The 12338-nt window shown below is 63.4% G+C and carries 13 protein-coding genes and 1 tRNA gene; 3 read left to right on the forward strand and 11 right to left on the reverse strand.

Annotated elements, in window-relative coordinates; translation table 11 throughout:
* Positions 1–47: 47 nt before the first annotated feature.
* Both IRZ77_RS10700 and IRZ77_RS10705 read right to left on the reverse strand, forming a co-directional pair.
* Positions 48–848 carry a c-type cytochrome gene (locus IRZ77_RS10700; RefSeq protein ID WP_108480552.1) on the reverse strand — a complete coding sequence of 267 codons (801 nt, stop codon included), beginning with the start codon at positions 846–848 and terminating at the stop codon, positions 48–50.
* A 66-nt stretch (positions 849–914) separates the two neighbouring features.
* Positions 915–1157, reverse strand: coding sequence for a hypothetical protein (locus tag IRZ77_RS10705; RefSeq protein WP_146190377.1), 243 nt, complete (start codon positions 1155–1157; stop codon positions 915–917).
* Between the two features lie 219 nt (positions 1158–1376).
* Here IRZ77_RS10705 and IRZ77_RS10710 point away from each other — a divergent pair, with 219 nt between their 5' ends.
* The gene (locus tag IRZ77_RS10710; protein ID WP_108480553.1) at positions 1377–2108 is read left to right on the forward strand and encodes an amidotransferase; all 732 of its coding nucleotides are present in this window, start codon (positions 1377–1379) and stop codon (positions 2106–2108) included.
* A 33-nt stretch (positions 2109–2141) separates the two neighbouring features.
* Here the strand turns inward: IRZ77_RS10710 and IRZ77_RS10715 are convergent, their stop codons facing one another.
* The 3 genes from IRZ77_RS10715 to IRZ77_RS10725 all read right to left on the reverse strand — a co-directional run bounded on the left by IRZ77_RS10715 (position 2142) and on the right by IRZ77_RS10725 (position 4767).
* Positions 2142–3113 (reverse strand): magnesium and cobalt transport protein CorA, encoded by a 972-nt coding sequence (locus tag IRZ77_RS10715; protein ID WP_046615495.1) that lies wholly within the window; start codon positions 3111–3113, stop codon positions 2142–2144.
* A gap of 64 nt (positions 3114–3177) precedes the next feature.
* The gene (locus IRZ77_RS10720; RefSeq protein WP_046615494.1) at positions 3178–3897 is read right to left on the reverse strand and encodes a lysophospholipid acyltransferase family protein; all 720 of its coding nucleotides are present in this window, start codon (positions 3895–3897) and stop codon (positions 3178–3180) included.
* Between the two features lie 180 nt (positions 3898–4077).
* A complete protein-coding gene (locus tag IRZ77_RS10725) occupies positions 4078–4767 on the reverse strand; it encodes a crotonase/enoyl-CoA hydratase family protein (protein ID WP_196173486.1) in 690 nt (229 codons plus the stop codon).
* 198 nt (positions 4768–4965) lie between these two features.
* Here IRZ77_RS10725 and IRZ77_RS10730 point away from each other — a divergent pair.
* A tRNA-Ser gene (locus IRZ77_RS10730) sits at positions 4966–5055 on the forward strand.
* A gap of 170 nt (positions 5056–5225) precedes the next feature.
* Here IRZ77_RS10730 and IRZ77_RS10735 read toward each other — a convergent pair.
* The 4 genes from IRZ77_RS10735 to IRZ77_RS10750 all read right to left on the reverse strand — a co-directional run bounded on the left by IRZ77_RS10735 (position 5226) and on the right by IRZ77_RS10750 (position 10259).
* On the reverse strand, positions 5226–7358 hold the full coding sequence (locus IRZ77_RS10735; RefSeq protein WP_196173488.1) for a TonB-dependent siderophore receptor: 2133 nt from the start codon (positions 7356–7358) through the stop codon (positions 5226–5228).
* Between the two features lie 202 nt (positions 7359–7560).
* Entirely contained in the window at positions 7561–7941 is a 381-nt protein-coding gene (locus tag IRZ77_RS10740; protein WP_046615492.1) for a hypothetical protein, read from the reverse strand.
* A gap of 220 nt (positions 7942–8161) precedes the next feature.
* Positions 8162–9349 carry an MFS transporter gene (locus IRZ77_RS10745; RefSeq protein ID WP_196173490.1) on the reverse strand — a complete coding sequence of 396 codons (1188 nt, stop codon included), beginning with the start codon at positions 9347–9349 and terminating at the stop codon, positions 8162–8164.
* A gap of 160 nt (positions 9350–9509) precedes the next feature.
* Complete coding sequence (locus IRZ77_RS10750) at positions 9510–10259, reverse strand: 3-oxoacyl-ACP reductase family protein (RefSeq protein ID WP_085602218.1); 750 nt, start codon at positions 10257–10259, stop codon at positions 9510–9512.
* A gap of 118 nt (positions 10260–10377) precedes the next feature.
* Between IRZ77_RS10750 and IRZ77_RS10755 the strand changes: the two genes are divergently transcribed.
* Positions 10378–11316 carry a LysR family transcriptional regulator gene (locus tag IRZ77_RS10755; RefSeq protein WP_108480555.1) on the forward strand — a complete coding sequence of 313 codons (939 nt, stop codon included), beginning with the start codon at positions 10378–10380 and terminating at the stop codon, positions 11314–11316.
* 115 nt (positions 11317–11431) lie between these two features.
* On the opposite strand, the gene IRZ77_RS10760 is transcribed toward IRZ77_RS10755, so the two are convergent.
* On the reverse strand, positions 11432–11902 hold the full coding sequence (locus IRZ77_RS10760) for a GreA/GreB family elongation factor (RefSeq protein ID WP_046615488.1): 471 nt from the start codon (positions 11900–11902) through the stop codon (positions 11432–11434).
* Between the two features lie 2 nt (positions 11903–11904).
* Complete coding sequence (locus IRZ77_RS10765) at positions 11905–12303, reverse strand: hypothetical protein (protein ID WP_108480556.1); 399 nt, start codon at positions 12301–12303, stop codon at positions 11905–11907.
* Positions 12304–12338: the final 35 nt, after the last annotated feature.

Below are 12338 nucleotides of genomic sequence, written 5' to 3' on the forward strand. Positions count from 1 at the left end.
GTGATCCTGTGGGAGCGGGCAAGCCCGCGAAGAAGCACACACAGCCCTCAAGGCCTGCGCCCAGCCATATGCCTCAAATAGGCCAGCAATTCATCCAGCTCCGGTTCACTCAAGACACTTTCTGCAAAACCCGGCATCTTCGCCTGCGGCCACTGCCGCAAACTCTGCGGGTCACGAATCAGCTGTCGTAGATATTCGGGCCGAAAATACTCGGTCGGGTTATGCGGCACATTCAGGTCCGGCCCCACCTGTGCATCCCCCGCGCCGTTCAGCCGGTGACACGCCAGGCAGTTCTGCTGGAACAAGGCAAAGCCCCGGCGCACCGGGCTTTCGGCCGGCAGCTTCGGGTCGGGCAGCAGCGCCGGAAAACGCGCCTCGACAGAAGCCAGCTTGCGAATGGTCGAAATCTGGAACGGCCACTGTTCCGGGCGGATGCCGCTGGCCTGTGGTGCAGTCCACACCAGGTAGAACGGCCCCGCACTCGGCTTGCCCTGGCCCAGTGGTGGCCACGGCCGGCCCGGTTCTTCCACCGCCAGCCACGCCTGTGCCGGCCCGTGCTGCAACAGCGGCGCTGCCGGCATTTCGGCGGCAAAGCCGTCCAGCGCCACCGCTTGCAGATGGTCGCTGGCGCTCACGCCATCCAGCAGCGCGGCCAGCGGCACCGCCCTGTAACGCATGGGCTGCTTGTAGGAAACGTCCTGGTCGATGCTGATGTCCCGGGCCTGCGGGTGGACGAGCAGGTCTGCACTGCTCCACTCGCGCGTCGTGGCGCCCAGTTCAAGGTGCAGCTGCGCCGCCGACAGCGGCAGGCTCAGGAACAACACTAACAGTGCAAGGCAGTGGCGCATGGGTAATCTCCGACCATCAAGGCCAGCAGGTTACCTGTGCGTTGCCTGTTGGCGCCACAGCAGCGGTCAGCCGAACAAACGTGTGAGGTTCGGCAGGATCAGCAGCAAAGTCGTGGCGAAGAGAATGAGCCCAGCTTGGCGAATTTTCGATTGTCTGAACATGGCGGACCGCCTTCTTGTTGTTATTCCTGAATACCCGTTGGCTTCCTTGTCGCGCTTCGGGTCGATCGCAGTGGCGTTGCGTGACGCCTGAACTGCCTGCCTCTTGAAAGTGGATATACAACCAACAGTAGGGTGTGCGTCATCCATGTTTGAGAACCCTTTGTTCTAATGCTGTTGATCGTTGATTTCTTCTGGCTATGAGGCCAAATGCCAGCTGGCTGGCATGCTCTCGCTAGACGGTGGCGCAAGTGCCAGCAGGGCCCCGACGAAATGTGACCGTTCGTCAGTGCGGCCTACTTGCTTGTACGTGCCTTTCGCGTCAGTCTCTACAGCAGATTCCCACCCATGTCGTTCAGGACTATCCCTATGTCGTTACGCATCTGCATCCTTGAAACCGATGTCCTGCGACCGGAGTTGACCGCGCAGTACCAGGGCTACGGCAGGATGTTCGAGCAGCTCTTCTCGCGTCAGCCGATCGCCGCCGAATTTCGTGTGTACAACGTGATGAACGGCGATTACCCCGCCGACAACGAGGTGTTCGATGCCTACCTGGTGACGGGCAGCAAGGCCGACTCGTTTGGTACCGACCCGTGGATCCAGACGCTCAAGGCCTACCTGTTGAAGCTGTACGAGCGTGGCGAGAAGCTGCTGGGTGTGTGTTTCGGCCACCAGTTGCTGGCGTTGACCCTGGGTGGCAAGGCCGAGCGTGCCGAGCAGGGCTGGGGCGTGGGTATCCATCGCTATTCGCTGGCAGCCCATGCGCCCTGGATGGACCCGGAGGTATCGGAGCTGACCTTGCTGATCAGCCACCAGGACCAGGTGACCGAGCTGCCGGAAGGCGCCACGGTGATCGCCTCCAGCGACTTCTGCCCGAACGCGGCGTACCACATTCGTGACCAGGTGCTGTGCTTCCAGGGGCACCCGGAGTTCGTGCACGACTACTCCCGCGCACTGCTCGATGCGCGCCAGGAGTATCTGGGTGATGAGGTGTACCACAAGGCCGTGGCCAGCCTGGCCACCGAGCACCAGGGCGACCTGGTGGGGAAGTGGATGTTGCGGTTTATCCAGCAGCCGGTGAGCAAGCACGACGCGGCGTGAGGGCCCCGGGGCCGCAAAGCGGTCCCGACAATCTCAAAGCCAGCCAGACTTCTTGAAGCTGGCATACAACGCGGTACAACCCAGCCCGATCACCCCCAGCACCCCGAAATACCCATAGTGCCACCCCAGCTCCGGCATGTTCTGGAAGTTCATCCCGTAAATGCCGGCAATTGCGGTGGGGAACGCCAGGATCGCCGCCCAGGCTGCAAACTTGCGTTGCACGATGCTCTGCCGTGACGACTCCAGCAGCATGCCGATCTCGATGGTCTGGCTGGCGATGTCGCGGATGCCAGCCAGGTCTTCCATCTGCCGTGTCACGTGGATCTGCACATCACGGAAGTACGGGCGCATGTTCTTGTCGATGAACGGGAAGCTCAGGCGCTGCAGTTCCTCGCTCACTTCCACCATCGGTGCCACGTAGCGGCGCAGGCGCAGGATGTCGCGGCGCAGGCTGTGCAGGCGGCGGATATCGTCCTCTTGCAGCGAACCGCCAAGCACGCTCTGCTCCAGCTCTTCGATCTCGCCATGAATGGCCTCGCTGACCGGCTGGTAGTTCTCGGTGACGAAGTCGAGCAGGGCGTACAGCACGAAGTCTTCGCCGTGCTCCAGCAGCAACGGCCGCGCCTCGCAGCGCTGGCGTACCAGGGCATAGGATTTGGAGTGGCCGTTGCGGCAGGTGATGATGTAGCCGTTGCCGGCGAAGATGTGGGTTTCGATGAACTCCAGCTTGCCTTCGTGGCGCACCGGCGAGTAGGTGACGATGAACAGGGCGTCGCCAAAGGTTTCCAACTTGGGCCGGCTGTGCTTTTCCAGGGCGTCTTCGATGGCCAGCTCGTGCAGGTTGAACTGGCACTGCAGGTTGGCCAGTTCCTCTGCGTTGGGCTCTTCAAGGCCGATCCATACAAAGTGCCCTGGCTTGCGCGCCCATTCGCTGCCTTCATCGATGCTGATGTTGGTGACCTTTCTGCCGGCGCTGTACACCGCCGATGCCACGACTCGACCCATGGTTGTTCGCTTATTCCGGTTGGACACGGGTTACAGCTTGGGCTGTAGTGGGCGCAAGAGCAACCTAGCGCTTGGCCAGTTCCCCTTCCATGCGGTCGATGCATTGCTGCATCTGCCCCCGGCATTGTTCGATCAGCGCTGGCAGGTCCTGCAGGGTCATGCCCGCCGTGGCGATCGGTGGCAGCGAGCGTACGATCACCGTGCGCTGGCGCCAGCTGTTCAGGCTCAGGCGCCCGGCATAGCGGCTGACGCAGACTGGCACGATCGGCACACCGGCCTCGATGGCCATGTGAAACGCGCCTTTCTTGAAGGCCAGCAGGTGCTCGCCGGGGTTGCGCGTGCCCTCGGGGAAAATCCAGATCGAGGTGTCGTCCTGAAGGACCCGGGTGGTCTTCTGCATGGCCTTGCGTGCCTGGTAGGCGTTCTTGCGGTCGACCAGCACGTTGCCACCCAGCCAGAACAACTGGCCGAACAGCGGGATCCAGCCCAGGCTTTTCTTGCCGATGGCGACGGTGCGCTGCGGCACCACCTGGCCCAGCACGAACAGGTCGAAGTTGGACTGGTGGTTGGCGACGATCACGCAGCCTGGCGGCTGGTCCCACAGCGGGCCGACTTCGGCCTTGACCCTGATACGCATCAGCCAGGTGGCCGGCAGGCTGTAGAGGCGTGCGAACACGCGGCTGTTATCGGGGTTGAAGGGGCGGCACAGGCCGATGACCAGGCCCAAGGTGCCAACGGCAAGGAAATGCAGCGCCAGCAGGAACATGCGCAATGAATAAAGCATGGTACGACTCACACCAGACAGTCGCCGGGCAGTGTACGGCTGTGCACTGGTTGGGGCAAACCCGAGGTGTGAACCTGTGATGGCCCTTTCGCGGGTGAACCCCCTCCCACAGGATCACCACACCTTCAAGGTTGGGAGTTCCCTGTGGTAGCGGGTTCACCCGCGAAGAGGCCGGCAATGTCAACCCATATGCTGCTGGTCCAGCTCGATCGCCTTGTCCAACGCTTCCAGCAACCCTTTGCGCACCTTCAGCTTGGTGTTCTTGTGCGCCAGCATGTTCAGCTTCTTCAGCTCCCAAGCCGCCGCCAGTGCCGCATCCTGCAACTGCTCGGCCGGCACCACCTTGTCGAGGAAGCCGGCGTCCACCGCGCCCTGCGGGTCAAACACCTCGGCATTGATCACCGAGCGGTGGAAGGCCGAGCGGCGCAGGCGGTCGCGGGCCAGTTCGATGCCGGCATGGTGCATGGTCATGCCGATCTGCACTTCGTTCAGGCAAACCTTGTACGGCCCTTCGACGCCAATGCGATAGTCGCCCGAAAGCAGCAGGAAGGCGCCCTTGGCCACGGCATTGCCTGGGCAGGCGACCACCACGGGGAACGGGTGCGACAGCAGGCGGCGGGCGAGGGTGGAGCCGGCGGTGACCAGGCTGATCGCCTCCTTGGGGCCGCTGGTCATCACCTTGAGGTCGTAGCCGCCAGACAGAATGCCGGGCTGCCCGGTGATGATCACCACCGCGCGTTCTTCCGTGGCGCGGTCGAGCGCGGCGTTGAAGGCGGCGATAACGTCGGGCGAGATGGCGTTGACCTTGCCGTTGTTCAGGGTAAGGGTGACGATGCCGTCTTCGGCGTGGTAGGTAATCAGCTCGCTCATGGCAGAGTCCTTTTGTTGGCGTGGCGACGACGTTACCCAGCGCCAGGGGCGAGGTAAAGCAGTAAGGCTGACTGGTCGGTCAGCGTTCGCCGGGGCTCAAATGCAAATGCATGAAAAAATTGAAAAAAATGCTTGCCAAAGGGAAGCTCTTTCACTAAATTAGCGCACCTCGACAGGCTGCAAGGCTTGAAGAGCAACGGTGAAGTGTCCGAGTGGTCGAAGGAGCACGCCTGGAAAGTGTGTATACGAGAAATCGTATCAAGGGTTCAAATCCCTTCTTCACCGCCACATTCTACGAAGAGCCCTCGAGCTGAGAAGCCGGGGGCTTTTTGTTTTTGGGGCCTTTGGGGGCCGCTTTGCGGCCCTTTCGCGACACAAGGCCGCTCCTACAAGCGTGCGCGGTCCCCTGTAGGAGCGGCCTTGTGTCGCGAAAGGGCTGCAAAGCAGCCCCAAAAAATCTAGAAGGTGACCGAAGCCGAAAGCCGAGCCGTCCGCGGCGCCCCCTGGAACAGGTAGTTATCCCCCAGGTAATCCCCCACATCGCGCCAATAACGCTTGTCGAACACGTTATCCACAGTCAGCCGCAGCACCGTGTCATACCCACCAATGCGCGTGCGGTAGCGGCTACCCACATCGAACACCGTATACCCACCAACTTCTACATTCCCCGCCTGGCTCGCATACTTGCTGGCGCTGTAGCGCGCCCCGCCCAGCAGTGCCAAGCCCGGTACCGGCAGGGTGTATTCCGCCTGCAGCGCCGCCCGGAACCTGGGCACGTTGATTGCCTGGTGGCCTTCATAGGCATCGGTGTCGCTGTTCTGCACCCGCGCCCGAATCGCCGCAGCGCTGGCCTGCACCTGCAGGTTCGAGGTCACCCAGCCGCTGGCGCCCAGCTCCAGGCCGGTGTTCTTTTGCTGACCTTGTTGCACATAGGTAAAAGTGCCGGCGCCGTCCGGGCGCGCGTATTGGTATGCCTGGCGTATCTGGAACAGTGCGGCGCTGAAGCTCAGGCCTTGCCAGTCATGCTTGAGGCCCAGTTCCAGTTGGTGCGATGTCGTCGGAACGAGGATTTCGAATCTGTTCTCGGCGAACCACGGTGCGGTACCGCCTGCCGACAGGCCTTTGGAGTAGCTGGCATATACCGTGGTATCCGGCTGCGGCTTGTAGATAAGCGCAGCGTTGGGCAGCAACTTGTACTGTCGGGTATGGCGGCCGGCAACGCCGTCCTCATTCCAGGTTTTCTCGTCCAGGCGTACTTCGCGGGCACCCAGCAGTGTCTGCCATTGCTCGTTGAAGCTGATGCGGTCGCTCACGAACAGCCCGTACTGGCGGCTGTCCAGGCGTCGTTCGCTAGACCCGATGGGTTTGTCGGATGGGTCAAAGCCTGGCGCACCGGTGTGGATGTTGCCTGTACCTACCCATTCCATATAGCTGGGGCGCTGGTCCAGCGTGCGCCGCTGTGCACTGGTGCCCACGCTCAGCTCATGCCCTACGCCCAGCGCATCGAAACGCCCGTTGAGCACGGCCTGCGCCTCGTCGGTACGGCGGGTGTCGTCGGGGCTGCGGAAGTCGTAGATGTCGTAGTCGCCGTTTCTGCCGAAGAACGCGCCTTCGCTCGAGCCCCAGGCAAACGAGCTGTAGTCATCTATCACCACCTTGCTGCGCGAGGCGCTCAAGGTCCCGGTCCAGGCTTCGTTGAAACGATACTCGAAGCGCCCACCCAGGTTCAGCGAGTCATTCTGCACCGGCTTGGCCCAGTGCTGGTAGGCCAGGCGGTCGTCGGGGTCGATGCCATGGGGTACTTCGCTGCCACCGAGCAGTTGGTAACCCGGCACCGAGCGCTGTTCGCGGTGCTGGTATTCGGCATCCAGCTGCAGGGTGGCATCCGGGTTGATCTGCCAGTCGAAGGCCAGCGAGGCGAAGTCGCGCTTGCCATCGGCGTGGTCGACGTAGGAGCGGATGTCTTCATGGGCCAGGTTGGCCCGCAGGCCGAACTGCCGCTCGCTGCCGAACCAGCCGCCCAGGTCGGTGGCCAGGTAGCGCTCGCCTTGTTCGTTGGTCGACACCGTGACGCTGCGCACGTCTTCGGCGCGCTTGGTCACGTAGTTGACCAGGCCTCCCGGCTCCGACACGCCGCTCTGCAGCCCGGACAGACCCTTGAGCACCTCCACCTGCTGCTTGTTCTCCAGAGCCACGTTCTGCTCGCCGGTGATGGTCTGGCCATTGATGCGGTAGCTGCTGGCGGCATTCAGCTCGAAGCCGCGCACGTTGAAGTTTTCGTAGTAGCCGATGGGGGCGTAGCTTTCGCCCACCGAGGCGTCGCTTTGCAGCACTTCGCTGAGCTGGCGCACCTGGCGGTCTTCCAGCAGTTGCTGGCTGAACACACTGATCGAGGCCGGGGTGTCGAGCAGGGGCGCGGGCTGGAAGCCGCCTACTGCTGCCTGGCGTACCTGATAGCCGTCGTTGGTGTAGGTATCGGACACCTGCAGCGGGGCCAATAGCACGCTGTCTTCGGCAAGCACATGGGGGCAATGCAGGGCCAGGCCCAGACTGAGCAGGCTCAGGGGCAGGCAGGGATGACGCGGGGGCATGCGGTGGGGCTCCTGGATGCGCGACACCTTAGCGGGCCCCTTCGTGGATAAACCCGCTCCCACAAGAAAATCACTATCCTCAGGTGCAGTGATATCCCTGTGGGAGCGGGTTCACCCGCGAAGGGGCCGGCACAGGCCATGAAAAAGGCGGCATCTTACAGCCGCCTTCAACATAAAACGATCCGGGCCCAGCGATAACCTGTCAGCCTCTGCGGGCCGGCCGCCTGTGCTGCCGCCAGTTGTCATCGATCTTCGACCAGGTCTTGCCATCGGTAATTGCCATGAGCTTGCGCCCGTCCTTGAAAGTGGCCAGGAAGGTGGCTTCCTCTTCCTTGCCACCCAGCCACAGCCCAGCCAGCAACCCCACCGGCCCGGCCACCAGGGCCCCGGCCACGCCCCAACCCAGGGCACTGCCCAGGCTACGGCTGGATTCCAGGCTGGCCAGCCGCAGGTCGCTGATGCGTGCCAGGGAAATCCGCTCGCCCGGGGAGGGGCTGCGCGGGGTCTTGAGTGTGAGCGATCCGTTGCGATACTCGCCTTCGCCTTGCAAGAAATCGCCGGATTGCACCGTGAGTCTTGTCATAACGTCGTCCTGTCAGGAAAAGGGCATTGACCAGCGCCTACTGAGCGCTGCCCGGGCAGCCAAGTCAACGGCCATGCGACAGAGGGTCGTGCGGTGCATTGTCGCCATGGCTAATGGCCTCTTCGCGGGCATGCCCGCTCCCACAGGTACATCACATGCTTCATGCCAGTGACAAACCTGTGGGAGCGGGCGTGCCCGCGAAGAATCCAACAAAAATTTTTCAGGCCGCTTGCAAAGCGTTCCTGCGCTTGCGCTCGGCCAACCCCCACGCCAGCAACGCCAGCCCGCCAATCACCAACCCCGCCACCACGATCCCCATCCAGCCCTGGCGCTGGAACAACTGCGTGCCCAGCAACGACCCTAATGCCCCGCCAATGAAGTAGCAGGTGATATACCCGGCATTCAGCCGCGTGCGCGCCTCGGGCCGCAGGGCAATCACCGCATTCTGGTTGCTCACGTGCACCAGTTGTACTGCCAGGTCGAGCATCAGCACGCCCAGCAGCAAGGCCAGCAACGACTGCTCGGCGAAGCCCAGCGGCACCCATGACAGCAGCAATACCACCAGGCCCACGGTGGTGCCCAGCGAACCCTTGCCACGGTCGGCCAGGCGACCCGCCCAGTTGGCCGACAGTGCACCCGCTGCACCGGCCAGGCCGAACAGGCCTATCACCGCGTCCGAATAGTGATACGGGCCTTTCGCCAGCAGGAACGCCAGTGGCGTCCAGAACAGGGCGAACAGGCTGAATGCCAGCAGGCCGAGCAGCGAACGCAGGCGCAGCACCGGTTCTTCGAGGAACAGGCGGAATACCGAGCCGATCAGCGCCGGGTATTTCAGGCCGGCATGGCTGTGGTGTTGCGGCAGGCTGCGGTACAGCGCCACGGCGGTGATGGCCATCAGCACCGCGGCCAGCACGTAGATACTGCGCCATCCACCCAGTTCGGCCATGAACCCGGCGGCGGTACGCGCCAGCAGGATGCCCAGCAGCAATCCGCTCATCAAGGTGCCGACCGCGCGCCCGCGCTGGTGTGGCTCACTGAGGGTCGCGGCCATGGGCACGAGGATCTGCGCTACCACCGAGAACAGCCCGGTCAGCGCCGTACCAAGGATCAGCCAGGGCAGGCTCGGTGCGCAGGCACTGATGACCAGGCCCAGGGTGGAAATGGCGGTCATCACGGTGATCAGCCGGCGCTGCTCGAACAGGTCGCCCAGCGGCGCCAGCAGCAACAGGCCGGCGCCATAGCTCAGTTGCGCGGCAATGACGATGCTGCCGGCACTGGCGGTGCTCAGGCCGAACTGCTGGGCGATGCTGTGCAGCAGTGGTTGCGCGTAGTAGTTGCTGGCCACGGCCAGGCCGGTGGCGGTGGCCATCAGCAGGATCAGGGCGCGGCTGAGCGTGGGGGTATTCATGGGGTTCTCGTGGCAGACGGGAGGTAGGAGCGGGGTCAACCTGTGCCGGCCCCTTCGCGGGCTTGCCCGCTCCCACAGGATTATCACAGGGTTTGAGGCCGGCGGGATACCTGTGGGAGCGGGCGCGCCCGCGAAGAGGCCGGAACAGGCAACCCTTCAATCAGGCAGCAAACCCGCCATCGACCGTCAAGCTGGCCCCTGTGACATACCCTGCCTCAGGCCCCGCCAGGTAGGCCACGAAGCTGGCAATCTCATCCGCCTCGCCATAGCGCCCGATCGCCATCAGCGGGATCAGGCTGTCAGCGAACTCGCCGCTGGCCGGGTTCATGTCGGTGTCCACCGGCCCTGGCTGCACGTTGTTCACGGTAATGCCTTTCGGCCCCAGGTCACGTGCCATGCCGCGGGTCAGGCCGACCAGCGCGGATTTGCTCATGGCATAGGGGGCGCCACCGGCAAACGGCATGCGCTCGGCATTGGTGCTGCCAATGTTGATGATGCGCCCGCCTTCACCCATGTAGCGTGCCGCAGCCTGGCTGGCGACAAATACGCTGCGCACGTTCACCGCCAGCATGTGGTCGAAGTCGGCCAGGTCGAATTCGGTCACCGGCGCTACCGCCAGCACACCGGCGTTGTTGACCAGGATATCCAACCGGCCGAAGGCCTTCACGGTGTCATCCACGGCCAGTTGCACGGCCGCTGCGTCGGCGCTGTCGGCCCGCAGGGCCAGGGCCTTGCCGCCGTTTTCGGTAATTTCCTGAGCCAGCGCCTGCGCCGGGCCGGCGGAACTGACATAGGTGAAGGCCACCTGTGCACCTTCACGGGCCAGGCGTCGCACGATGGCTGCGCCAATGCCGCGGGAACCGCCCTGTACCAGGGCTACTTTGCCTTCGAGAGTGTGTTGCTTGGACATGCTGATCTCCTGCTGGAAGCCAGGCCGGAATGCCTTGGATGGGCGCAGTATCGGCGCTTGATTACCTGCTGATAAGATGGCAATCACTATCAGCAGAGTAAACCTTTGGTTGCCAATCATGGCCATGGAATCGTTCAACGCGTTGGAGTGCTTCATCCGCAGTGCCGAAGTGGGCAGCTTTGCCGAAGCCGCCAGGCGCCTAAGCATTACCCCGGCTGCCGTGGGCAAGCATGTTGCCCAGCTGGAAGCGCGCCTGGGGGTGCGGTTGTTCCAGCGTAGTACCCGCAAGCTGACCCTGACGGAGGCAGGGCAGCGATTTTTGGGCGAGGTCAGTGACAGCTTCCGCACCATCCAGTACGCCGTGGCCAACCTGGCCAGCAGCGAAGGCCAGCCGGCCGGGTTGTTGAGGGTGAGCATGGGCACGGTGTTCGGGCGCTTGTATGTGTTGCCATTGCTGGGCGAGTTCCTGCGTCGCTACCCGGCCATTACCCCGGACTGGCATTTCGACAACCGCCAGGTCGACCTGATTGGCCAGGGCTTCGATGCGGCGATTGGTGGAGGCTTCGATTTGCCACCAGGGGTGGTGGCGCGCAAGCTGACCCCGGCGCACAGGGTGCTGGTGGCATCGCCGGCATATTTGGGCCGGTATGCGCCGATTGACGACCCGCAGGTATTGCAACGGCATGACGGTATCCTGATTCGCTCGCCGCAGACCGGGCGGGTGCGTTCATGGCCGCTGACCAGCCGTCGGCAGGTGCAGCAGCCATTGCAGTTGCGCCAGACGATGACCATGAGCGATTCGGATGCGGCTTGCGCGGTGGCCGAGCAGGGCCTAGGGATTGCCCTGGTGAGCCTGCCGTTTGCAGTGCCGTACCTGGAAGGCGGGCGGCTGCAGCGGGTGCTGCCGGACTGGTACGTGGACGATGGGCATATCAGCCTGTATTTCGCCGAGCACAAGCTGTTGCCGGGCAAGACCCGGGCGTTTATCGATTTTGTGGTGGAACAGTTCGAAGAGCAGGGGTTGGCGCGGCGGTTCGATGCCTTGCAAACCCTTTAGAAGTGTATTGCCTGAACCGGCCCTATCGCCGGCAAGCCAGCTCCCACGGGTGCAGCGTTGATCTCGGGGTTGTCGCTGTACCTGTGGGAGCTGGCTTGCCGGCGATAGGGCCGGTTCAGACAACATCGACTATGAACAATGCCTGTGCCGCCAGGCTCACCTCATCATCAACCTTCCTGCCGACCAGCTGCTGCCCCAGCGGCGAGCGCGGTGTAATCACCGTCACCAGCCCATCCCCCTCGCCAATCTTCAACCCCGCAGCCTCCGGCCCGAGGAACAGTCGGCGCTGCCCGCCATCTTCATCCTCGAGCGTCACCAGGTTGCTCACTTGCACCCCGCGTGCCGGGTCATAATCGCGCAGCAGCAGTTGCTGGTAGGTCACCAGCGCCTTGCGGATCTCGGCGCTGCGGCGGGCCTGGCCGGTGGCCAGGTACGAGGCTTCCAGGCCCAGGGTGTCGTACTTGTTCTCGGCGATGTTTTCTTCTGCAGTGGCGGCTTCGTACGCGGTTTGCGCCGCGCGGGTCAGCACATCCAGGTCATGCTCGAGGGTGGCGACGATCTGCGCCAGCAGGCTGGGCTTGTCCATGGTCAGTAACAGAACTCCAGCACGTTGGCCTGGCTTTTGTCGGTGGGCGCGGTGCGGTTCTGCTGCAGCCAGAACTGGCATCTGGGGCTGTTGAGGTTGCGCGGGTTGCCCTGGGCAGCGTCGGCGGCCTGTTGCAGCTCCTGCTTGTGCAGGATGTCCTTGTAGCGTTCGAACATTTCCGCCTGGGCATCCGCTGCAGGGGCTGGCGCTGGCGGCGCGGCAGGCCGGTACGCGGCGGGGGCCACGGCCTGGGCCAGAGGCTGTATCTGCTGTGGCCACAATTGCAGGGCCAGCCACAGGCTGGCGGCGATGGCCACGGCGCCCAGCCACAGTCCAAAGGCAACGCACACGATCAATGGCAACGGCTTGAGGGTGATCTTCAGTTCACGGTGGCGCGGCATGGCAGCCTCCTGGCAGGGTGTTCGGGGTGCATTGT

This window comes from Pseudomonas pudica (assembly GCF_015680405.1).
Lineage (GTDB): Bacteria > Pseudomonadota > Gammaproteobacteria > Pseudomonadales > Pseudomonadaceae > Aquipseudomonas > Aquipseudomonas pudica.